Consider the following 23807-nt stretch of genomic DNA (forward strand, 5'->3'; position numbering starts at 1 on the left):
AAAGAGGTGATGTATGTGCCTTATTTTAATATCGTAGCCGAAACAAATGAGAACACAGTTGTTACAGAATATGAGTCGGTAAAAACACGCTCCGGCAATTATCAGTCTGAAGCAGCTTTGGAAAAAGAATTTATTCGTATGCTCACGGAACAGGGATACGAATATCTTACAATACATCATGAAAAAGATTTGCTTGCCAATCTTCGTACTCAGCTTGAGAAACTGAATAGTTACCATTTCTCTGAAACGGAATGGGATAGATTTTTCAAAGATTCCATCGCCAACCGGAATGAAGGAATCGTAGAAAAGACCCGTAAGATTCAGGAAGATAATGTTCAGGTGTTGAAACGTGATGATGGAAGCACGAAAAATATCACTCTTATTGATAAGAAGAATATTCATAACAACTTTCTTCAGGTCATCAATCAGTATGTTATTGGTACTGGAGAAGGTGCAAAGCACGACAATCGCTATGATGTTACGATCCTTGTGAATGGTTTGCCACTTGTTCATATAGAACTAAAACGCCGAGGTGTGGCTATTCGTGAGGCATTTAATCAGATTAACAGATATCAGCGTGATTCGTTCTGGGCTGGAAGCGGTTTGTTTGAATACACACAGATTTTCGTTATCTCAAACGGAACAAATACAAAGTATTATTCCAACAGTACACGCTTTAACGCAATTAAGGATGTTAATGCTGCTGCCGGTGCCAAGAAAGGTAAAACAAGCAATAGCTTTGAATTCACTTCCTTCTGGGCAGATGCAAACAATCGTGTCATTACTGACCTGATTGATTTTACAAGAACATTCTTTGCCAAGCATACGATTTTAAATATCATTACCAAGTACTGCATTTTCACATCAGAGAATATGCTTATGGTAATGCGACCATATCAGATAACTGCTACTGAGCGTATTTTGAATCGTATCGAGATTGCCAATAACTACAAAAAATATGGTGATGTTGCAGGTGGTGGTTACATCTGGCATACAACAGGTTCAGGTAAGACCCTTACATCATTTAAGACGGCAAGACAAGCTTCATTACTTCCTTATATCGATAAGGTGCTCTTTGTGGTTGACCGTAAGGACTTGGACTACCAGACAATGAAGGAATATGATCGTTTTGAAAAAGGTGCAGCAAACAGCAATACCTCTACTGCTATTTTGAAAAAACAGTTAGATGATAGTAATGCTCACATTATCATTACGACTATTCAGAAGCTTGCAACATTCATCAAAAAAAATAAAGAACATGAAATATATAATAAGCACGTGGTTATCATCTTTGACGAATGCCATAGAAGTCAGTTTGGTGATATGCACGCTGCTATTGTAAAAAGCTTTAAGAAATATCATCTGTTCGGCTTTACAGGAACACCAATTTTCCCGGCTAATACGGGAAGTGTCCGTAAGCCACAGTTCTTTACAACCGAGCAGACTTTCGGTGACCAGCTCCATACATATACTATTGTCGATGCTATAAATGATAAGAACGTACTTCCATTCAGAGTTGATTATGTAAAGACAATGGATATGGGTGAAGATATTGATGATGAGCAGGTGTGGGATATTGCCCGTGAAAAGGCTATGATGGCACCTGAAAGAATCAAGCTTGTTACGGAATATATCCTTAATAACTTTGATAGAAAAACCTATCGTGGTGATAAGACTTATATCTATAACACTCTTACAAACATTTCTGAAGTTGCTTCCGGCAAGAATGGTGCGGTAGAAGAAATCAAGCAGAAACAACGAGTAAGTGGATTTAACTCTATCTTTGCCGTTGCTTCTGTTCCGATGGCAAAATTATATTATCAGGAATTTAAGAAACAGATGGAGGCTGACCCTACCAAAAAACTCCGTATTGCTACTATCTATAGCTATGGTGCAAACGAAGCTGAATGTGATGAAGGTACAAGCGGTATTCTTGATGAGGAAAATTCAGAAGATACATCTGCACTTGATCAGTCTTCAAGGGATTTCCTTGAGGCTGCAATTAAAGATTATAACGAGATGTTCCATACGAACTACTCTACAGATAGCGACAAATTCCAGAACTATTATAAAGACGTTTCCCTTCGTATGAAGAACAAGGAACTTGATTTACTAATCGTTGTAAATATGTTCCTTACAGGCTTTGATGCCACAACCTTGAATACATTATGGGTTGATAAGAATTTGAAGATGCACGGACTCATTCAGGCATTTTCAAGAACAAACCGAATTCTTAACTCGATTAAGACCTTCGGTAACATTGTCTGCTTTAGAAATCTTCAGAAACGTGTTGATACTGCTATTTCACTTTTTGGTGATAAGAATGCAGGTGGTATTGTCCTGATGAAGGGCTTTAAAGATTACTACTATGGCTATGAAAGTATTGACGGCAAGTTGCATCCGGGATATATGAATATGATGGATGACCTTACTTCCAAGTTTCCACTTTCACAGTCACAGATTACAGGTGAGCAGAATCAGAAGGATTTTATCTCCCTATTTGGTGCAATCCTACGTATGAGAAACCTTTTATCTGCATTTGATGAATTCGCCGGCAAAGAAATGATAACGGAGCGTGATTTACAGGATTATCTTGGTATATATCAGGACTTGCATGATGAATGGAATGAAAAACGCAAGAAAGGTGAAAGCACCGATATTATTGATGATATTGTCTTTGAGGTTGAACTTATCAAGCAGATTGAAATCAATATCGATTATATCCTTATGCTCGTTAAGAAATATCACGATAGTCACTGTGAAGATAAGGAAGTCCTTGTCACAATCAAGAAAGCTATTGATGCAAGTCCTGAACTTCGTAGCAAGAAGGCTCTCATTGAAACCTTTATTGCAGGAATTAATGATGTCGAAGATGTTATGAAAGAATGGCATGATTATGTAGCTGAAAAGCGTGAAGAGGAACTTGTTCAGATTATCAAAGAAGAAAAGCTGAAAGAACCTGAAACAAGAAAGTTCATAGGGAATGCCTTCCGTGACGGTGAAATTAAAACCACAGGTACAGACATTGATAAGCTTATGCCTCCTATATCTCGTTTCGGTGGTGGAAAAAAAGCTGTTAAAAAACAATGCGTAATTGACAAACTGAAATCATTCTTTGAGAAGTTCTTCGGGGTTGGAGGTTCATTTACTACTGAAAAGCCAAAGCTTTTTTATTACGCCGATGCGATGGCTCAACAGCCTGTTCTTATGGCTGCAGAAGATTCCGCAACTTATGAGACAAAGAAAGCTGACAAGACAGACAAGAATGCTGAGACAACAACTAAGAAGTGAGTTTCAGTAATCTGATTATTCTTTTCTTTATAAAAAAGACCGGCTCTTTTGAACCGGTCTTTTTTCTTATCAAATTTTCTTACCAAATACTGACTCGCTTTTCTTTTGCCAAATACATGCCGTCGTCGGGCTGTAATTTATAATATTCCGCAAAAGGACTTAAGTTCATTAACTGGCGATTAGCCCTGAGAATACAAGGTGCATGCGGATCCAAAGACAAGAGAATTTTCTCAAATTGCGGCGTAAATTTGGAACGCCAAACCCGCGCCCAGGACATATAAAATTCCGCTTCATGTTCTTTATCGTTCGCTATTGCAGCCGTATAAGCACAGGCAAGGCCGCCGGCATCGGCGATATTTTCCGAAACAGTTAATTTGCCGTTGCATTTACCTGCCGGAGTAGGATAGTTATCGAATAAAGCAATCATTTCCTGCGTTTTCTTTTTGAAAGCCTCATAGTCTTCCGGCTGCCACCAGTCCTCTAAATTACCGTTTTCATCGAAACGACAACCGTTATTGTCAAAAGCATGAGAAATCTCATGGGCCATAACAGCTCCGATACCGCCGTAATTGGCAGCTTTAGGCGACTCCAGGTCATAATAGGGCTTTTGCAATATTGCCGCCGGAAAAACAATGCAATTCTTAGAAGGGGAATAGTAGGCGTTAACCATATCAGCCGGCATCGACCACAGTTCAGGATCAATTTCCTGCGCAAAATTATCAATAGTGTACTGATAAATAGTCTGATTCAATTGCGTACAGGTTAAGAGCAGAGACGGCTTATTTTCATCAATTACCGGCAAAAGCTTATCATACAAAGGCGAGATTTTATCCGGATAAGCAATATGCAGCTGCAGCGCCTTTAACTTTTTAATAGCCTTTTCTTTGGTAGAAGCCGATAACCAGGTAATTTGACTGAGCCTTTGCTCATAGACTTGAATCATCTGCTTCAACATTTCTAAAACATCCATTTTAGATTGTTCGCTGAAATTGGTATGAGCATAATACAGACCGACAGGATCGCTGTAATACGAATTAGCTAAATCAAAAGTATATCTCTCAAAATTACGCGGTTCGGCCGCTCCGAGCAACATACGCCCATATTCGCCGCCTTTAATGCGCAAATCGTCAGTTAAATATTTGCTGTTGTGCAGGAGAAAATTAACCAGAGCCCAAGCCTTAAAAGCGGAGAAATCAGTCGAATTGACAAATTTGCTCAAAGAGGCTGTAAATTCCGGTTCACTGTCGCTGACAATATCATCAGCGGACAGATGGAAAATATTCTGCAGTTCCGTTCCCAATGCCTGCAGCTCCGCCGGCAATTTATCAATGTAGGTTTGCAAAGTTTGCGGATGATAACTGTCGACATAATCGGCCTTTTGCTCATTACTCTTGGTGTAAATAGCGAAAGAGGCATCGAATTTCATGGTTAATTCTACCAACTCTTCTACGTTGCTCAAACCTAATGCCTGCAGGTAAGCTGAGGTGCAGTGCTTGTAATTATCCAACAGTTGCGCAGCTTGCGGATGCCCCGGTTGATAATAGGTAGAATCGGGTAAAATTGTTCCGGCCGGTCCGAAATAAAGGATTTTTTTGCGTGCCCGCTTCATATCTGCCTCTATATCTATGGTCAACGGAAAAGGCAGGCCTGTAAACTTATATTTACCATAATTTCGGCAAATTTCTGCAAAGGAAGTATACTTATCCAATTCGGCGGAAAGCCCCAATAATGCGGGAATTTCGTTGCTTTCGCGGCTTTTCTCATCTCTGGCCAGGCGTAAAAGCTTAACATAAGCCGACAAGTGCGGATTATCATTTACCGATTCAGGCTTTTGCAGCCAAGTTTCGGACAGTTTCAACAAGTATTTCTCAATAGATTCATCTAATTCGTGAAACGTGCCCGTAGCGGGGCGATCCGGCGGAATTACGGCATTTTTAAGCCATTCTGCATTAACGTAGGTGTAAAAATCGTCTTCTAACCTCATTGTTCCTCCTAACAGCCTGTCATTTGTGGCTTGTTTATAAATCTTTTTTAATTTTTGATTAATCTTGATTATACCATATGTTGTATACCGATAAGTCTGCTATAATATAAAAATATTAGTATAATATGTAAATTATGATTAATACTGAAGGAGATTTAATATGTTTAGACGTGTTAGAACTGAAAGTGTTCCGGCTCCTACAATTCGTAGAATGCCTACTTATTTGAATTGCCTGTTGCACATGCAGGCTAAGGGAATGACAGCAATTTCCTCATCGACAATTGCTTCCATGCTCAGCTTGACCGGTATTCAGGTCCGTAAGGATTTGGCTTGGGTTTCAGACTCAGGTAAACCCCGTACAGGTTTCCCCATCGATCGTTTGATTAACGATATTAAGAGCTTCCTCGGCTACAACAATGTTCGTGAAGCTGTCTTAATCGGTGTTGGTCACTTGGGCGGTGCTTTCCTCCATTACTCAGGTTTCAAAGAGTACGGTTTGGCAATTTCCGCTGCTTATGATATCAATCCGGATTTGATTGCCAAGTACAAGGATTCCGAAGTCCCTGTTTACAACATTAACGAGATTGAGAAGCACAAGTTGCCGGAATTGGCTATTTTGACCGTTCCTCATGATCAGGCTCAAGCTACAGCCGAGAAGTTGGCACAATTAGGCGTTAAAGCTATTTGGAACTTCTCTACCGTTCATCTGAATTTGAACGATGCAGTTATTGTTGAGAACGTTGACTTGGCACAATCATTAGCTTTGTTGTGGAACCAATATGAATTGAAACGTTTGAATGCCAACGGCTGAGTTCTCAGCTGAAAAAGCATTGTAAATTATTAAGCGCCTGTTCCGTTAAGCGGGTTTATCCCGTACGGACGGGCGTTTTTATATGTCGGGATTATACATTTGAAAATCGGGGATAAAAGAATCGCTCTGAGTACTTTCATCCTGCGTAAAGGCATGTTTAACGCCCAGATCAAGCGCGAAATTGACAAATTCTTCGTATTCTTCCGTTTTCACATGTCGATTAAGTTCAGGATATTTTCGCAGTATTTGGGGAATAGGAGTATACTGGTTCATCAAACTGATGTAGATATTGTCCGAAAAACAGGTGTAAGCGTAACTTAAAACCGCTTTGGCATCGTTCAGATAGCCGGGCATGAGCAGAATCCGCAGGACAAGCCCTTTTTTCAATAGCGGAAAATGACAGGCGGCCTTAGAAGTTGCAGTCACAGGCTGCTTTTGAAACTTTAATTTACCGACTTGACGGTACATTTCCCGCACAACACTGAAACTTACTTCCGGATAATCGGGGCAACCCAGATATTTTGCAGCTAAATCGGAACGATAAAATTTAATATCAGGCAAATAAATATCAATAAGACCGTCGAGCTTTTTAATCATCTCCAAATTTTCGTAAGAAGAACTGTTATAAACTAGAGGAATTTTTAAGCCCGCCTTTTTCAAATTTTCCAAACAGGGAATTAAAGTCGCCAACTGATGGCCGGCGGTAACCAAATTTATGTTACATGCACCTTGATCCTGCAAATCAAAGCAGGTTTGCAGAAATTCTTCCTGACTGAAAACTTTGCCGAGTTTATTCACATTTTTCCGTCTTCTGGAAGTGGAAATAGCGCAGTTCTGGCAAAAAACACAAGACATATTACAACCGGTAAAGAAAATTGCACCCGAGCCTGAAGCCCCGGAAATCGGCGGTTCTTCGTAAAAATGCAAAGCGGCGCGCGCAATGTGCAAATCTTTATCGGTCAAACAGAAGCCCAGCTCTCCGGCCAAACGATTGACCCGACAATTCTGCGGACAAATTTGACAACAACGATATAGTTTTTGCCAGGAATTGAGGTCGGAATCGAGCTTCAGACTGTTTAATATTTCCAGATTTTCCTGATTCATGTCGGATTAAACTGCTGACTTAATTTTTTTGCAAAAATGACGGTAACGAAGAATCATTTCGTCTTAACTCCTGCAATTTGCTTTGCAAACTGTTGACTTGGCCGACTGCAGTTGCCGAATTATCGAAAATTAGAGGTCGACTCAAGCTTAAGTCCGGTACCATTGGCGTTTTCTCCGTCCCGCTTTGCTGTTTTAACTGTCCGTCTGCAGTCGGAGAGGCAGGCAGGGTATTGCTTGCTTTCTCTTTATTATTCATGTGCATTAAAGCGGAATTGAAGCGGCTGAAAGCGCTTTTACGCGTATTAGTATTTATGAGTTCCGGTTCAGGCGCAGATTCGGCTTTTAAAGCAGTTTCTTCGGCGACAGTACGGACTTTCACTTCCTTAACCTCGGGGACGTCTGTTATCGCCTCGGCAGCTCTTAACGGCAATATTTCGTTGCACTGTTCCAAAAGCGCGTGTAAAGGCAGGCCCATAACAGTATAGACATCGCCGACAATGCCGTTAATTAAAGCGGCAGTACTTTCCTGGACGGCGTAAGCACCGGCCTTGTCATAACAATTACCGGCAGCAATATAATCATCCACCGTTTTTTGCGCAAATGCCGTATCTCCCTGCATATATACACCGGCCTGTTCGACAAAGGATAATTTGTAATATTCGTTCAATTCCGGATAGGCGGTCTTTACCTCTTTCAGGCGCTTGGACAATTCCGGGGATAAATTGCTCTGATAATAATTTTTATGAACTAATAGACAGACACCGGTTGAAACTTGGTGATATTGTCCTTTAATTTGATGTTGCCGATCTTCCTCCGTCGCTTTGGGGGTACCGAGAAGAGCAAGATCTTCGGAGCTTAACTGTTTACCCAACAATAAATTGAACATACTGTGAGCAACGGCGGCATCCTGAGGTTTGCCCAAAATATAACCGCGGCACATAACTAAAGTATCGGCAGCCAGAATAAGAGGAGCTTTCGTCAAATAAGCGGCGGCCAGAGCTTTCTGCAAGGCCAACTCGCCTGTAATAATTCGGCCCATAGCCGATTGACAGGCGCCCTTATATATTTCAAGCAGTTTGTTGCTAATAGCAGATTCATCAACCTGTGGACTATATGTAATAAAATCTATATTTGCCAAATTAAGAATACTTCTGCGACGAGGTGAAGAACTGGCTAATAATAATTGAGTAGACATGTTAATTCCTCCATATTTGCATTACAAAATAATATTATAGAATAGATAGTGAGTTTATGGATTGCAAATTTATAACAATTATTCCGTTTGATAATTAGGCCGTATATTTCAGCTGTATAATTCAAACTTACAGTGCAAGCGGAAGTGTCGGCAGAAATCTGCTTCGACCGGAAAATTTGCCGTACATTATCCTGCCCGCTTTGTAGTTGTTCTGCCTTAGGCCCTTCTGCCGGCTCCTCTGTCGCCTGAAGGCATTGATGATATAATTAAAAGAATCAATCCAAAATCTTGAGGAGCGGAATTATGAGTGCCGAACCGGCAAAAGACAATATTTTACGTATATATACGGACGGTGCCTGCTCGGGTAATCCGGGAGTAGGAGGTTGGGCGGCCGTGTTGATTTATCAGGGACACGAGAAAGAAATCTCGGGTGTAGCGGCGGACACAACCAACAACAGAATGGAAGTAACGGCTGTAATTCGCGCGCTGGAATGCATCAATCGTCCGATTAAAGTGATAGTCCACAGTGACAGCAGTTACGTGGTCAATGCTTTCAATTCCGGCTGGATTAGAAGCTGGAAAGCGAACAATTGGGTCAATAGTGCCAAAAAAGCAGTCAGCAATCAGGATTTGTGGAAACGTCTGGCGGAACTTGTAGAAAAATATGACGTTACATTCGTTAAAGTAAAAGGCCACGCCGACGATTATTACAACAACAGATGTGATGTTTTGGCAGTTAAAGAGTGGCAAACTTACAAACGCTTGCATCCTTCGGATTAACGGACTGCTATTGATTAAAGGGAGGATTTATGGAAAAATTAACAGGCGACAAAACGGATTCTATATTTTTAGAAAAAGAAATAGGCAAAGAGAGCAAATTTCAGGGCGCAGTTTTTGAAACGATAAAATACACTATCCAAGGACCTGATCAATGCGCTTATCCGCGTGAAGTTGTGCAACACCATGGCGGTTGCTGCATCGCGGCGGCTTTGCCGGACGGCAGATTTTTAATGGTGCGACAGTATCGCTTTGCCGTTCAGCAGGAATTGCTCGAATTTCCCGCCGGTAAAATCGAAAAAGGAGAGGATCCGGCAGTCTGCGCCCAAAGAGAGCTGGAAGAAGAAGGTGGATATTTGGCCGCGTCTGTCAAAGAAATGGGCTATGTTTACCCGACATGCGGCTATTCGACCGAAAAAATATTTCTGTATTACGCCGATCAGTTAAAACGAACGGCACAACATTTGGATGAAGGCGAGCACGTTAAAGTAGAATATTTGACTTTGTCCGAAATTTTACAATTAATCGAAGAGGGGCAAATTCATGATGCCAAGACAATCATTTTGGCCTATAAGATTAAGACGATGAGGGAAAAGGGTTGCCGTTGCAGCGAGTAATTTGCAGATAATAATTGACGGAGAATGGAATAGTAAGTAATGGTGAATTATAAGAAGAATGGCAATATTGGCGTGAAGGAAATTACAGTTCTTGTTTTGCTGTGTTTTCTTTCTCTGCTGTTTATTTCGTTTTATTTACCCCCTGATGTTTCAGGTGCTATGGGAGTAGCTTTGCGTTATATCTCCTGCGGTCTTTTCGGACCTCTTTATCATTTTTCGCTCATCCTTATTTTGCTGGCTGCTTTTATTGTCGCGCGCAGCAGCAGACATCCGTTGCCGGGTGCTTTGATTTTTCACAGTATCATTCTCTATTTACTTGTAGCGTCACTTTTGCAGTTCTTTACCCTTGATCAGAAGGATTTTATTAATCAGGTTCAGCAATTAACCGGTTATTACCGGCAGACACAGGGAGAGAGCCTTTGGTTGAATACCAGCACTTTGCGGGCAAGCACCGCTTTCAATTTACTTTGGCAGGCCGGCATTTCTCCTGATAATTATCCTTTGCTGCATAATTGCAGACCGATGGGAATTATTGCCGGAACTTTCAGCCTGGCCTTTTATGAAATGTTCGGTTCTTTGGCGGGAAAAGTTGTGTTATTTGCTTTAACTTTGGGCGAATTGCGCATTATTTTCGGCTTTTCCGCTTTGGAATGGCTGCTCAATTTGAGTGATATTGTGCGTCGCTCGCACAGTAATATTAAGCAGGCGGTGCAGGAAACTTTGGCCGATATGCATGCTGCCGAATTGCAAAAAGAAAATTATTATACTGAAGCTGAATTGGAAAAACCGTCCGAGCAGATTAAATTGCCGTTGAGAAAATTGCCGCAAATAGAAGCAGGTGCAGATGAGATTTCTGCCGCTGCTGCAGATGAGGCTGCAACCGGTACCGGTTCGAATACAAGTGCAGTGACGCCGCTTTTACCGGACGCAGAAGATGCACCGAGCACAGAAGAGAATAAGGTGGAAGAAGCGGCAACGACTGTACCTGCCGTTATACCTATAAATACCGCCCAATATTTAAGTGATGCCAAGCAGCAGCCTCAAACTGCAGATGCGAACGAGCAGCAGCTACAGCATTCAACTCACTTAACAGCGGAAAACGATTCTGTCGGGAAAGAAGAATTACCGGAACCGCAATTGATAGACATGAGTCGCTGGCAACAACAGGCGGCAGGTAAAATTTTGCCGGAAATCAGACACAGTAATATATTTAATCCCGCTTTTGTCGAAACTTTGCCGCCTGAAAGCCTTGAACCTGATCGGGAAATAGAGGTGAACGTGCATAATCAGCCTGTAATTCTGCCCGCTTTTAACGCTGTGGACAATTCCTTGCCGAGTTTTCTGCAAAAACAGGCGCAAGCTGACAAAAAAGAATTTCCCGGTACGACCGGCGAAAAGTTGCAGGCTCAAGCTGAAAAAGTCGGTAATCTGGTAGCTGATTTACAGGAACCGCATACCGGTAAAATCGCTAATGAAGCGGAAAATTCAGCTCTGGCCCGTGAGTATCGCGTGCTTAACAGTTCTTCGCTGCAACCGCAATTTACAACGGTTAAGCATCTTGTCGATGTTGATCCTTTCAAATTGAATACAACAGCTGCAAGCGCAGATGTTGCCGGAACTTTCGGCGATTATAACCCTTTGAACAATATTACGGCCGACATTTCGCCGCTAAATTCTTCCGCTTACAGTTCACCTGCGCCTGCGGCCATAAAGGAGCTTGCTGTCGAACCTGAAACTGCTGTCGCTGCCGAACCTGAACTTGCGCACGAGTCGGAAACAGCCGCCACAGCGGAAACAGCCGTACTTGCGCCTGTTCCTTCTGCTTCGAGCCAAACAAACGGCCCGACAGCAACAGACGCTGTAGCAGCTGCTCATTTAACGGACAAAAAAGTTGAAGTAGTTGCCGACTTGGATTTGTCGAAAGACAACGTGGAAGAAGAACATAAAACAACGGCAGCCAATTCAAGACAGCTTATATATACTGAAAGAGATCGTAAAGACAGTTTGCTGAAACAGGCAGCTTTGGACGAACTGACAAGGAAGCCCGATTCTCCCAAAAAACCGTATATTTATCCCGACCTTGACTTACTGACGCCGGTACAGAACAATCGCAACAATAATTCTGAAGCTGAAATCAGAGCCTTAGCCGATAAATTGGAATTTACTTTGAAAAGCTTCGGCGTAGATGCCGAGGTTATCAACATCACAACCGGTCCGACAATCACCCGCTTTGAATTAAGCCCGGGCGTAGGCGTTAAAGTCTCAAAAATTGTCAACTTGAATGACGATATAGCCTTAAGCCTGGCGGCAACCGGAGTGCGAATCGAAGCTCCGATTCCCGGCAAATCCGCCATCGGCATAGAAATACCGAACAAAGACAAACGCATCGTTGATTTACGTTCAATACTGGCCGGTAATGATTGGAAAAACAATAATAAGCCGCTGAAAGTTGCTTTGGGCAGAGACATCCCCGGACAACCGATTGTTGCCGACTTGGCCGATATGACCCACACTTTAATCGCCGGTGCAACCGGAAGCGGTAAATCTATTTGTATAAATGCCATTCTGATCAGTTTGCTGTATCATTGCCATCCCAAAGACCTCAAACTGATAATGGTTGACCCCAAAGTGGTGGAACTGAGTGTCTATAACGGTATCCCGCATTTATTAGTACCGGTAGTAACCGATCCCAAAAAGGCGGCCGAAGCTCTGAACTGGGCCTGTGTCGAAATGGGCAGAAGATACGAATTACTGGCCCGGGCGGCCGTGCGGGACATCAAGTCATATAATGAATATGTCGCCAAAAATCAGGGAGTCAGGAAAACTGTTAAACAGACTGACGGTCAGATGGTTTATGAAGTCATGGAACATATGCCTTATTTGGTAGTTATTATTGACGAATTGGCCGATTTGATGATGACGGCACCTCAGGAAGTAGAAGACGCAATCAACCGTATCGCCGCCAAAGGCCGAGCTTGCGGTATCCATTTGATTTTAGCTACCCAAAGACCTTCCGTTGACGTTATTACGGGTGTTATTAAAGCCAATGTACCTTCCAGAATCGCTTTCGCCGTTTCCTCTCAAGTCGACTCGCGTACCATCCTTGATGGTTCCGGCGCCGAGAAGTTATTAGGTAAAGGAGATATGCTCTATAATCCCAGAGGTGCTATTAAGCCGTTGCGGGGACAGGGCGCTTTTATCAGCGATCAGGATGTGGAAGCTGTCGTAGATTTTCTCAAAGAAGCAGATGCCGATTATGTTACGGAACCGGTAGATATTTTTACCTCGCAAAATAACGGGACGGGAGATAACAGCACGGATAATGACCGAGATGAGTTGTTCGATGCGGCAGTCGAAATTATAATGGAAGCCGGATATGCGTCCGTTTCCATCTTACAAAGACGGCTGAATATCGGTTATCCCAGAGCCGGCAGGTTGATCGACAGCTTGGAAAGGGCCGGGATAATAGGACCGGCAAACGGTTCCAAACCGCGGGAAATCAGAATCAGTCGGAATTGACGGCAAGGAGAAACTTAAATGATATTAGCAGGAAAAGATGTAGCAAGCGAAATGAAGCGGCAGGCTAAGACCGTGATTGAGAGTAATTTGCAACGCTTGGGCCGAGCCCCCAAATTAGCTATCATAATGGTCGGCGAAGATAATGCAGCTTCGCAGGCGTATGTACGGAATAAACTGAAAGCTTGTGATGAAACGGGCATAATTAATGAAACGATTATTTTGCCGCAAAACTGCACACAAGCTGATATTTTAAGCAAAATAAAAGAGCTTAATCAGGATAAGACAACTGACGGAATTTTGGTGCAATTACCTTTACCGGCTCATATAAATGTAGCTGAAGTGCAGGAGGCTATCAGACCGGATAAAGACGTTGACGGCTTCGGGAAAGAGCATATGGGTGCCTGCTGGCTCAATGTCCCGGGTATTAGACCTTGTACCCCGGCGGGAATTATGGCTCTGTTACATTATTACGATATACCTTTGGCAGGGAAAAATTGCTTAATCATCGGCCGCAGCAATATTGTTGCCAAACCCCTGGCCGCAATGTTGCTCAGTGAAGATGCAACCGTTACGATAGCTCATTCCAAAACCAAAAATTTATTTACGCTCAGCCAAACGATGGATTTGATTGTTGTCAGCGTCGGCAAACCGGAATTTTTACCGCCTGCGGCCGTGAAAGACGGCGTTATTTTGATTGATGTCGGAATTAATCGGAATGAACAGGGAAAACTGGTCGGGGACGTTAATCATTCCTGCTATGACAAGGCGGCAGCTTATACGCCGGTACCCGGAGGCGTAGGACTTTTAACAGTGGCGCAATTGATCTGCAATTGTGTTCAGGCCTGGTTGACGCATTAGTCTTATGCGCCGGGCCTGTTAAGTTGCTTTGTGTCGATTTAATGATATAATTAGCAACAACGGGCGGTTAGCTCAGCTGGTTAGAGCGCATGCTTCACACGCATGAGGTCGCAGGTTCGAGCCCTGTATCGCCCATTTTCGCACCGATATTTGCATCGGTGCTTTTTACTGCTTTTTTCTGCTAAGCAGCAGGGCAGCAAAACTTGGATAACTTAACTAATAAAAAATGATAAAAGTAAGTACCACTCGTGTAAAATGGAGAAAAGCCCGTAAGTTTATCTAATTTTAATTTAATTGTAAAAATATCCTTGTAAAGTAGTATAAGCCTACAGAAGTGAGAGAAAAGGAAGATGAAATATAAACATATTGTTTTCGATGTTGACGGCACCTTGGTGGACAGCGAGTTGAAAGTCCTATCAACACTCAGACAGGCGGTAATTGACATGCGCGGTGTTGACCATCCGGTTGAAGATTTAGGCTGGGCGATGGGGATGGCACCGGAACCGATTTTAACTAAATTGGGATATGACAATGTAGAACCTATCATTCGCTTGTGGGAACGCTATCTGATTGAATATCAGGAACCGCCGAAATTTTTCGACGGTATCGAACAGACAATAATGCAGTTACACGCCCGGGGCGTTAACGTGGGCATCGGCACAAGCAGAATATATGCGGAATATTTAGCAGATTTTGAAAAATTGCCTCTTTATTCATATTTAGGCACAGCCGTTTGCGGCGATATGGTGCAGAAACGCAAACCGGCGCCAGATATATTGTTGTGCTATATGGAAAAAACGGGAGCTTCAGCGGCGGATATTCTTTTTGTCGGCGACACACTTTTCGATTTGCAATGTGCGGAGGCTGCCGGCATCGATGCGGCGTTGGCCGGTTGGGGCACGAAATTACCTGTTTCTACTGCCTGTGCCTATTACTTGAAGCGGCCGCAGGAATTATTGGAGCTGTAAAGCGTTAACTATGGGCAAGTATCAACGAAACGGATTACAAATAAGTTTGGCTGTAATAATGAGCCTGAGTCTTACCTGGGTCATCTTATTACAAAGTTTAACTTACTGTTGCTTTAATCGACAGTTTTATCAGGATAATTTCCGCAAATTACAAACGTCGACGAAAGTGGACATTGATGCGGCGGATCTGAATAAATCCGTAGATTGCCTTTTCGACTATCTTTTGCAGCGACGTGACGATCTTAATCTGCAAGTTCGCTTGCTCAGTACCGGACAGAAGACGGAAATGTTCAACCGGCGGGAAAAGGACCACATGGTCGATGTCAAGAGCTTGCTGCAAAGAGTTATGTTCAGCCAAAAAGCGGCTCTGACCTTATTCGTACTTTTGTTTTTGTTACTGCCTTTGCTGTATCGCCGAGCTGCGGCAACTTTATGGACAGATTATCTTTTAAGCTATCGTGCCGGATTTATCGGCGGTATTGTGACGGCGTTGGTGTTTATCGCCCTTGTTGCCGTCTTTGCTGCCTGTGATTTTTCCACTTTTTGGTGGAAATTTCATGAATTGCTCTTTACTAATGATTTGTGGCAACTTGATCCGGCTGAATCCCGCCTGATTAATTTGGTTGAGGGTGAGTTTTTTTCCAATCTGGTTCAATACATTATTTCAGTCACTGTCACTGCTTTAGTCGTAGCCTATGCTTTAATTTTGCTCGTGCTTCGAATTTTGCTCAAATTAAGTCGAAAACTGCGTACACTCGGCTGATTTTGTTGCATTTTACACAAAATGGAGCGGAATAAATTATAAATTTTGTGCAAACAAGCTGAATAAATGGACTTTATTGGCGCCTTTTCCGCTTACTGCAGTGCATTTAATATCAGCGAATATGTTAAAATATGCTTATTGTCTGCTTAAAAATAAGCGGGCTTATTCTACACATGTATTAGAATAGGACGTAAGTGTATGTTTAAGAATTTATTATCATCATTACTGGGTAAAGACGGAGAAGCGGCGCAAGTTGTGCTGTGTGCTCCGGTTGACGGTCAATTTGTCGCACTGAAGGACGTTGCCGATCCGGTATTTTCAGGCGAAATGTTAGGTAAGGGCGTGGCAGTTGAGCCTAGCGGTGATACTTTGGTTGCTCCGGCCAGCGGCAAAGTTACACAAGTTTTCCCGACCAAACATGCTTTAACTATGCAGGTGAAAGATGCCGAACTGCTTTTGCATATCGGGATTGATACGGTTAAATTGCAGGGAGAAGGCTTTACGGCTTTGGTAAAAACCGGTGATGAAGTTACTAAAGGTACGCCTTTAATCAAGTTTGATAAGGCTGTTTTGCAGGAACATAAGCATCCGGCAACAGTTATGATGGTTATTTGCAATCACAATGAATTTAAGCACTTTGAAGTTAAAGATGCCGCTCAGGTAACTGCCGGCGATACGGAAATGGTAGTTTTACGCAAATAGTATTTGAAAGGTGATGAAATATAATGACTACATATCAAGGTCGGGTTATATCGCCCGGTTTGGTTGTTGCGCCTGTTTTTGTTTATGAGAAATTTTCCTTGGATAAATGCGAATATGTCAAGGGAACGATAGCGGAAGAACAGGCTAAGTTCGAACATTCGCTCAAGGTTGCTACGGAGCAGCTGAAACAATTATTCACTAAAGCTTTGAACGAACTGGGAAGGGATAAATCCTTGCTGTTTGAAGTTCACAGGATGTTGATTCAGGATGATGACTTCAAAGATGAAGTGCGGAATCTGATTAATTCCGGGGTTGATGCGCCGCATGCCGTTTATACGGCCGGAGACAATTTCGCCAAAATGATGCAAAGCCTGGATGATGCGTACATGCAGGAGCGGGCTTTGGATTTTAAGGATATTTCCAATCGCTTAATCCGGATATTGTGCAATGTGGAAGCTCAAACGGAATTAACCGTACCGTCTGTGATTCTGGCAGATGATCTGGAACCGTCTGAAACTGTGACTTTCCGCAAAGACAAGATATTGGGCTTCGTTTTGCGGCAAGGGTCGGCCAATTCCCATACGGCGATTTTAGCAAGAGGGATGAACGTCCCTGCTTTGATTCAAACTCCCGTGAAGCAGAAAGACCTGAAAACCGGCGATCTTGTAATTTTGGATGCGGTGAGCGGTTGTCTGATAAGTGATCCGGATAAGGAATTGTTGGCCGATTACAAAGTCAAAATTGCCGACAGACAGGCGGAACTGGAAGAGCTGAAACGCTATCTGCATAAGCCCAGCGTCACGAAAAGCGGCCGAGTTATCAAATTGTACAACAATATCGGTAGCGTCGATGATATTGCGGCCGTTGAAGCTAACGGTGCCGAAGGTGTCGGCCTGTTCCGTTCCGAATTCTTGTACATGGGGCGTTCGAGCTTACCGACAGAAGAAGAACAGACTGAAATTTATACCAAAGCCTTAAAAGCTTTGCAGGGAAAATTGCTGATCGTCAGAACTATGGATATCGGTGCAGACAAACAAGTTACCTGTTTACGCTTGAAAAAAGAGGCTAACCCGGCTTTGGGCAAAAGAGCTGTGCGCATCTGTCTGGCCGATAAACCTTTGTTTAAAGAGCAGCTGAAAGCCCTGTTACGTGCTTCCGTATACGGTAAATTGGCCATTATGATTCCGATGATTATCTCGGTAGACGAAGTCAGACAGTGCAAGCAGATAATCGCCGAGTGCAAGGAAGAGTTGTTAAAAGCCGATTATAAAGTTGCCGACGATATTCCTTTCGGCATTATGATCGAGACACCGGCAGCCTGTGTACTGGCGGATGAATTAGCGGCGGAAGTTGACTTTTTCAGCATCGGTACTAATGATTTAACGCAATATACTTTAGCCTGTGATCGCCAAAATCCGGATGTCGCATACTTATACGACGATACGAATGAAGCTGTCTTACGCTTGATGAAAATGGTGGCCGAAGCTGCCCAGAGACACGGCATTTGGGCCGGTATCTGCGGCGAACTTGCCGGCAACACCTCTTTAACCTCGAAACTGATCGAATACGGTTTTACGGAATTATCAGTTTCTCCCGCTAAAACATTGGCCGTACGCCGCGCTATTGCACACACTGCTTTTTAGTGTATAATATATCATAATTGGAGGAAATATGACAGAATTTACTTACACAATCAAAGATGATTTAGGCTTGCATGCCAGACCGGCAGGATTGTTGGCCACCAAGTGCGCTTCTTTTAAGTCTAAGGTGAGCTTAACGTTCGGTGACAAAACAGTCGACTGCAAGAAATTGATCCGCCTGTTAACTTTAGGCTTGAAAAAAGGCGATACTTTTACCGTCAGTGTTGAGGGTGAAGACGAAAAAACGGCAGCTTCCGAGTTGGAGAAGTTTTTTGCCGAAAATTTATAAGTAAACCAAATTTATGTTCTGACCGAGGTCGGAATTAATAAAGGGGGATATTATGATTAAGTACTTACAAAGATTAGGTAAGTCGTTGATGCTTCCTGTTGCCGCTTTACCTGTTGCAGGTATTTTGATGGGCATAGGATACTGGATTGATCCTCAAGCTTGGGGCTCAGGTAACATTATTGCAGCTTTCTGCCTGAAAGCCGGCGGTGCTTTAATTGACAATATGGCGCTGCTGTTTGCTATCGGTGTTGCTGTCGGTATGGCCAAAGATAAAGAAGGTACGTCGGCTCTGGCCGGTTTGGTATCTTTCTTGGTCTTTACAACCGTTTTGAGCACAGCTTCCGTAACTGCGTACTATAAGGCTTTGGGCCTGGATCCGACGACAGTTCCTGTTGCTTTTGCCAAAATTTCTACACAGTTTATCGGTATTATTTCCGGTCTGATCGGCGGACATACTTATAACGCCTTCAAAGATACGAGATTGCCAAAATGGTTGGCTTTCTTCTCCGGTCGCCGTTCCGTCGCTATTATGACGGCTCTTATTACTTTAGTTTGTTGCATTCCGCTGTTCTTCATCTGGCCGGCAGTCTACAACGCTTTAGTAAATTTCGGTCAGGCAATTATCGGCCTCAGAGGTGTCGGCGCCGGTATTTACGCTTTCTTTAACCGCCTGTTGATTCCTGTCGGTTTGCATCATGCTTTGAATTCCGTTTTCTGGTTTGATATTGCCGGTATTTCGGATATTGCAAGATTCTGGGGTTCAGGTGCCAAAGTTCTGCCTTTGTCGGAAGTTATGATTAATACTTTGGGAGGCGGGCAGGTTTCCGCTACCGGTATTTATATGACCGGTTTCTTCCCGATTATGATGTTCGGTTTGCCGGCTGCCGCTTTGGCTTTCGTTGTTACGGCTAAACCAGAGAAAAGGAAGATGGTTATCGGCCTTTGCGCTTCGGCTGCTTTGTGCTCCTTCTTCACAGGTGTTACCGAGCCTTTGGAATTTGCGTTCATGTTCTTGGCTCCGGTCCTTTATCTGGTGCACGCTTTGTTAACCGGTATTTTTGTTGCTCTGTGCGCTTACTTACCTGTTCGCGCCGGCTTCCAATTCTCCGCCGGTTTTGTCGATTGGGTCTTGAGCTTCAATGCTCCGGGTGCCAAAAACGGTCTGCTCTTATTGTTAATCGGTGTGGTCGCCTTTGTTGTTTATTTCGTTGTCTTTACTGTTTTGATTAAGACTTTGAATTTGAAAACTCCCGGCCGCGAGGATAATACCGAGGCGGAAGAAGCTGATGATTCGCATGTTAATAAAGATTATCAGCATATGGCGCAGGAAATTTTTTCAGCTTTGGGCGGACGTGAGAATATTGTTTCTATTGACAATTGCATTACGAGATTGCGTTTGGAATTGGTTGACGATAATCTTGTCGATGAGAAGAGAATCAGAAATTTACATGTTTCAGGTTTGCTGAAGCCGGGCAAAAATGCTTTGCAGGTTATTATCGGACCGGATGTGCAGTTTGTGGCTGATGCGTTGCACAAGATTGCCGGCATGTAAGGTGCATTTGTAAATGTCGCTTAAAGTGGCGTAATCGGTAGTTTGCCGGTTACGCCTTTTTTGTCGCTGCGTTGCCGGGTTGCAAGCTGCTTTGTTGCGGACAGCGCCAGGTATTCGCTGTTTGTCACAGCATGAGTACAAGCAAAATTTGAGACTTTCTTCAGCGAGTTTTAGAAGGTGATAATTTAGTGAAAGTTTTGGAGGAGTAGGAGTATATGGAGCGCAATTGTGGATTTGAAGAGGGTAATAATTGATTTAGATGTTGCACAGATGGAATCATAATTAAAAATAATAAAATGCTTATATATTATTACAAGAACAATACAGTTATGTTGGGTGCGAGATTTTTAATAGTTAATCTGATACACTAACGATAGTGATTATGCATATTTACATGCATTTTTAGTTTTGCATTTGCACTATATAAATTTTTAATTTAATAAAAATATTATTACTATAATCATTAATTTGGTTGGGAACAAAAATGAATAATAAAAGAATAAATAAAGTTGTTAGTTTAGTAGTTGCTTTTATAGCAGCGATTGGACTTTTTGCCGGTATAGTCACTGCACAAGCAGTTGAAGTTAATAATACGAATAAGCAACCGCTACAAATATCTATAAACTATGCAAAAGAATTAGGCAAAGGTCATACAACGCCCGGGGCGCTTGGACAGCTTAGTCCTGAAATGGAAAATATGTGGAAAAATCTTCCCATAACAGTTATCGACAGTCAGGGGCAAGAACTTGAAGTTGCGAAACAATTAAATAATAGATGTGAACGTACGGTTGGCAATTTTGCAAATGGTGAAAAAGTAACTATCAAAGTTGATACTTCAAAGCTTCCTGATAACTATAATCTTTCGTGGGAGTCTGATTATACGTATCCTAAACCAACTGGAAATTATGCTGAATTTCAAGTAGTTGTTGATAGTAGTATGCCTGTACGTATTTCGCTGGATCAAATGAAGGTGAAATTCGACTTACAGGGAGGAAAAGTTGACGGTCAATCAGATGCAATCGTCAATACGGTAAAAAAGGATAATACGGTTGATTTTCCAGCTGATCCAACAAAAGATAATTTAGTATTTGGCGGATGGTTTACCGAGTTACCCGATACTGATTCGTATAGACAAAAAAATGTTGTAGGCAAGCGCTACTACTGGAATAGCAAATCGCCATTTTCTGATTATAGTCGCGATTGGATGTTGTGGAACGATGAGAAATTAGACCCATTGTATGACGGCATATTTTTACTCCGTGCACAATGGAATGCTCGTGCGACTTTTAACGCAAATGGAGGAGTGTTCAATAATAAAAATGAGAACACGAAGTACGAAGTAACTATAGCCGGTAAAAAAATTATGTTTGCTCAAGCGCCTACGCGCGAAGATTATCAGTTCTTAAACTGGGTAGATGCTGCCGGTCAAACTTATAATCCGGGTGATACGTATATTTTGAATGCTAATACCGTGTTCAATGCTAATTGGAAGCAAATTCGAAGCACGGTTACTTTCAAGGACGGCGATAAGACGCATGCAACAGTAAAGGTAGAAACCGGTAAGGCTATTGATACTGATGAGTCTATGCCTAAGAATCCAACGAAGGCCGGTTATACTTTCAAGGAATGGAATACGAAGGCTGACGGTAAAGGTGATGCGTTTACGGGAGCAAGCTTAGTTAATAGCGATATGACTGTGTATGCTATTTACACGAAAGATTCTGTGCCGACACAGGATCCAACTCCGGCACCGAATCCGGAGCCTAATCAGCCTACGCCTACGCCTACGCCGGAACTCAAGCCGCAGCCTGAAAAGCATATTGGCATGATTTCTAAGACAGGTGAATCGGCATCGTTTGCAGGCTTGCTCACAGCGCTAGGTTTCTCGATTGCCGGACTTGCAATTCTTCGTAAGAAGAAAATGATGGAAGAAAACAAATAAGTAGGCACTGCTTGTTTTAAGTAACCGGTATTGTTTATTAGAAGGTGGCTCTAGCGATATGTTAGAGCCATCTTTTTGTATGCTATTTTTTAAGTGTTATTTGAGATGTAAGCTTTCTTATTCTCAATAAGAAATAATATGATGCTCCAAGGCAAAGTTTCATAGTGTCTAATGTTTAAGGACATTAAAATTCATTTATGATCGCAAGTGAGAGAATAATTATTATCAATCAAAATAAATATCGCGAGCACATGATTATTTATCAAAAACCGATTCAAATTTAGACGGAATTGTAGTATTATGTTTTTTATAATGCAAAAATTGTACAAAGATATGCCAGAGAGGTGCAAACTATGGCTGTTTCCTACAAGAAATTATTTAAGATGTTGATTGACAAAGATATGATGAAAAAAGATTTTCGGAAGCTTACAGGAATTAGTGCAGCTACTGTAAGTAAGCTTGCCAATGGTGAGAATGTTACGATGGATGTGATTGAGAGAATTTGTGTCAACATGCGTTGTAATGTAGAAGATATATTGGAAATCATCCCTAATCCGATATTGGAAGATAATAAGGACAAGGCCGAAGAACAAAAGGGAGAGTGATGAGTGTGGAAAGAAAATCTTACAGTGCAGGAGCTGTAAAGATGTCTTTCTGGTTTATGGAGTTTCGCAAGGTGGTGAGTTTCATGGCAGAAGGAAAATCTTTAGATGAGATAAAATATCTGAACAAAGAACAGAACATATTCGGAGCGCCAACAACTCTTCGAAGTGAGCAGATTTATAGCACGGTAGCAGGCAGAGTTCGAACATTAGATGAAAGTTTTTGCTCGGTGTTTTTAGAGAGCGACGTGGCTTCGCAGAAATTATTTGCGCTAGTTGCTGCAATGGCGTATGACACTCTGTTTTTTGATTTCGTGTATGAAGTTGTTAGAGAAAAGATGATCATTGGAAGCAATATATTTTCAGATAGTGATATCCGCATTTTCTTCAAGGATAAGCAGCTTCAGGATGAGAAAGTTGCCAAGTGGACAGATGCAACTCTTACAAGACTTGGTAGGTGCTATAAGACGATGCTTTTTGAAGCTGGTCTTACGGATAAGGGCAAGGATGAGAGAAAAATTTTGAAACCGATTCTCGATCTGGTGATGCAGCGCTGGCTCGAAGATCATGATATGGAAGCGTGCGTCAAAGCATTAACAGGGGTGAGATAATGGCAGACTTAGCAGCACGGCTTGATGAGATGGAGGTAGAAATTAAAAAGCCAAAGTTTCGTCAAAGTAGTGGCAGAGCAAATGAAGTGAATTACTGGGTATTTGATTATCCGCCGGAACAAGAAATGGAAGTGCGTGATCGAATTGAGTATCTGAAAAATAAAAATAAGAATGGTACAGATGATTTCGAACTGGTTGTGTTCGATCTCTACGACATCATTATCGACTTTTTGGAGAAGAAGAATTTCATTGAAAAATGCTTTGATTTCGAGAAGAACAAAGGTTTGGAACGAATTACAAAAGCAGTAAGTAATTCTATGAAGTTTAATGACGATGACAGCATCATCGTGCAGTACATAAAAGATCATACTCCGGATAATGCAATCGTGTTTTTAACTGGAATTGGAAAGTGTTATCCGATTCTGCGATCACATAAGGTACTGAACAATTTACATCAGGCTTTTGTAAAGGCACCGGTGGTCATGTTCTTTCCAGGAACATATAACGAACAAGAACTGATTCTCTTCAACGAGATTAAAGATGATAACTACTACAGAGCATTTAAGCTCGTGAAATAGGGGG

The 23807-nt window shown here is 42.3% G+C and carries 19 protein-coding genes and 1 tRNA gene; 17 read left to right on the top strand and 3 right to left on the bottom strand.

Annotated elements, in window-relative coordinates; all coding sequences use genetic code 11:
* Positions 1 to 15: 15 nt before the first annotated feature.
* Positions 16 to 3291, top strand: a complete 3276-nt coding sequence (locus PYS60_RS02840; RefSeq protein WP_315570671.1) for a type I restriction endonuclease subunit R — start codon at positions 16 to 18, stop codon at positions 3289 to 3291.
* A gap of 79 nt (positions 3292 to 3370) precedes the next feature.
* On the opposite strand, the gene PYS60_RS02845 is transcribed toward PYS60_RS02840, so the two are convergent.
* Positions 3371 to 5275, bottom strand: a complete 1905-nt coding sequence (locus PYS60_RS02845; protein ID WP_315570673.1) for a M13-type metalloendopeptidase — start codon at positions 5273 to 5275, stop codon at positions 3371 to 3373.
* 160 nt (positions 5276 to 5435) lie between these two features.
* Between PYS60_RS02845 and PYS60_RS02850 the strand changes: the two genes are divergently transcribed.
* A complete protein-coding gene (locus PYS60_RS02850; protein ID WP_315570675.1) occupies positions 5436 to 6086 on the top strand; it encodes a redox-sensing transcriptional repressor Rex in 651 nt (216 codons plus the stop codon).
* Positions 6087 to 6164: 78 nt separating this feature from the next.
* On the opposite strand, the gene PYS60_RS02855 is transcribed toward PYS60_RS02850, so the two are convergent.
* Complete coding sequence (locus PYS60_RS02855) at positions 6165 to 7190, bottom strand: radical SAM protein (RefSeq protein WP_315570677.1); 1026 nt, start codon at positions 7188 to 7190, stop codon at positions 6165 to 6167.
* Between the two features lie 19 nt (positions 7191 to 7209).
* Positions 7210 to 8385, bottom strand: coding sequence for a Maf family protein (locus tag PYS60_RS02860; RefSeq protein WP_315570679.1), 1176 nt, complete (start codon positions 8383 to 8385; stop codon positions 7210 to 7212).
* A gap of 303 nt (positions 8386 to 8688) precedes the next feature.
* Here PYS60_RS02860 and rnhA point away from each other — a divergent pair, with 303 nt between their 5' ends.
* The 15 genes from rnhA to PYS60_RS02935 all read left to right on the top strand — a co-directional run bounded on the left by rnhA (position 8689) and on the right by PYS60_RS02935 (position 23803).
* Positions 8689 to 9165 carry a ribonuclease HI gene (rnhA, locus tag PYS60_RS02865; RefSeq protein WP_315570681.1) on the top strand — a complete coding sequence of 159 codons (477 nt, stop codon included), beginning with the start codon at positions 8689 to 8691 and terminating at the stop codon, positions 9163 to 9165.
* Positions 9166 to 9194: 29 nt separating this feature from the next.
* A complete protein-coding gene (locus PYS60_RS02870) occupies positions 9195 to 9779 on the top strand; it encodes an NUDIX domain-containing protein (RefSeq protein ID WP_315570682.1) in 585 nt (194 codons plus the stop codon).
* A 39-nt stretch (positions 9780 to 9818) separates the two neighbouring features.
* The gene (locus tag PYS60_RS02875) at positions 9819 to 13298 is read left to right on the top strand and encodes a DNA translocase FtsK (RefSeq protein ID WP_315570684.1); all 3480 of its coding nucleotides are present in this window, start codon (positions 9819 to 9821) and stop codon (positions 13296 to 13298) included.
* Positions 13299 to 13316: 18 nt separating this feature from the next.
* Positions 13317 to 14156: a bifunctional 5,10-methylenetetrahydrofolate dehydrogenase/5,10-methenyltetrahydrofolate cyclohydrolase gene (locus PYS60_RS02880; protein WP_315570686.1), complete on the top strand. Its 840-nt coding sequence runs from the start codon at positions 13317 to 13319 to the stop codon at positions 14154 to 14156.
* A gap of 61 nt (positions 14157 to 14217) precedes the next feature.
* Positions 14218 to 14291: transfer RNA gene (locus tag PYS60_RS02885), tRNA-Val, on the top strand.
* 215 nt (positions 14292 to 14506) lie between these two features.
* Positions 14507 to 15124, top strand: a complete 618-nt coding sequence (locus PYS60_RS02890) for an HAD family hydrolase (protein WP_315570688.1) — start codon at positions 14507 to 14509, stop codon at positions 15122 to 15124.
* A 10-nt stretch (positions 15125 to 15134) separates the two neighbouring features.
* Positions 15135 to 15887 carry a DUF1461 domain-containing protein gene (locus PYS60_RS02895; RefSeq protein WP_315570690.1) on the top strand — a complete coding sequence of 251 codons (753 nt, stop codon included), beginning with the start codon at positions 15135 to 15137 and terminating at the stop codon, positions 15885 to 15887.
* Between the two features lie 198 nt (positions 15888 to 16085).
* The gene (locus PYS60_RS02900; protein ID WP_315570692.1) at positions 16086 to 16589 is read left to right on the top strand and encodes a PTS sugar transporter subunit IIA; all 504 of its coding nucleotides are present in this window, start codon (positions 16086 to 16088) and stop codon (positions 16587 to 16589) included.
* A gap of 23 nt (positions 16590 to 16612) precedes the next feature.
* Entirely contained in the window at positions 16613 to 18232 is a 1620-nt protein-coding gene (gene ptsP / locus PYS60_RS02905; protein WP_315570693.1) for a phosphoenolpyruvate--protein phosphotransferase, read from the top strand.
* Positions 18233 to 18260: 28 nt separating this feature from the next.
* A complete protein-coding gene (locus tag PYS60_RS02910; RefSeq protein ID WP_315570695.1) occupies positions 18261 to 18518 on the top strand; it encodes an HPr family phosphocarrier protein in 258 nt (85 codons plus the stop codon).
* A 52-nt stretch (positions 18519 to 18570) separates the two neighbouring features.
* Positions 18571 to 20070: an N-acetylglucosamine-specific PTS transporter subunit IIBC gene (nagE, locus tag PYS60_RS02915; protein ID WP_315570696.1), complete on the top strand. Its 1500-nt coding sequence runs from the start codon at positions 18571 to 18573 to the stop codon at positions 20068 to 20070.
* Positions 20071 to 20554: 484 nt separating this feature from the next.
* Positions 20555 to 22012, top strand: coding sequence for an InlB B-repeat-containing protein (locus tag PYS60_RS02920; RefSeq protein ID WP_315570697.1), 1458 nt, complete (start codon positions 20555 to 20557; stop codon positions 22010 to 22012).
* Positions 22013 to 22365: 353 nt separating this feature from the next.
* Entirely contained in the window at positions 22366 to 22617 is a 252-nt protein-coding gene (locus PYS60_RS02925; protein WP_315570699.1) for a helix-turn-helix domain-containing protein, read from the top strand.
* Positions 22617 to 23225 (top strand): DUF1819 family protein, encoded by a 609-nt coding sequence (locus tag PYS60_RS02930; RefSeq protein WP_449224107.1) that lies wholly within the window; start codon positions 22617 to 22619, stop codon positions 23223 to 23225. The genes PYS60_RS02925 and PYS60_RS02930 overlap by 1 nt, the downstream gene beginning before the upstream one ends.
* Positions 23225 to 23803 carry a DUF1788 domain-containing protein gene (locus PYS60_RS02935; protein WP_315570700.1) on the top strand — a complete coding sequence of 193 codons (579 nt, stop codon included), beginning with the start codon at positions 23225 to 23227 and terminating at the stop codon, positions 23801 to 23803. The genes PYS60_RS02930 and PYS60_RS02935 overlap by 1 nt, the downstream gene beginning before the upstream one ends.
* Positions 23804 to 23807 lie beyond the last annotated feature (4 nt).

The sequence above is a fragment of the Amygdalobacter indicium genome (genome assembly GCF_029101545.1).
Taxonomy (GTDB): Bacteria; Bacillota; Clostridia; order Saccharofermentanales; family Fastidiosipilaceae; genus Amygdalobacter; species Amygdalobacter indicium.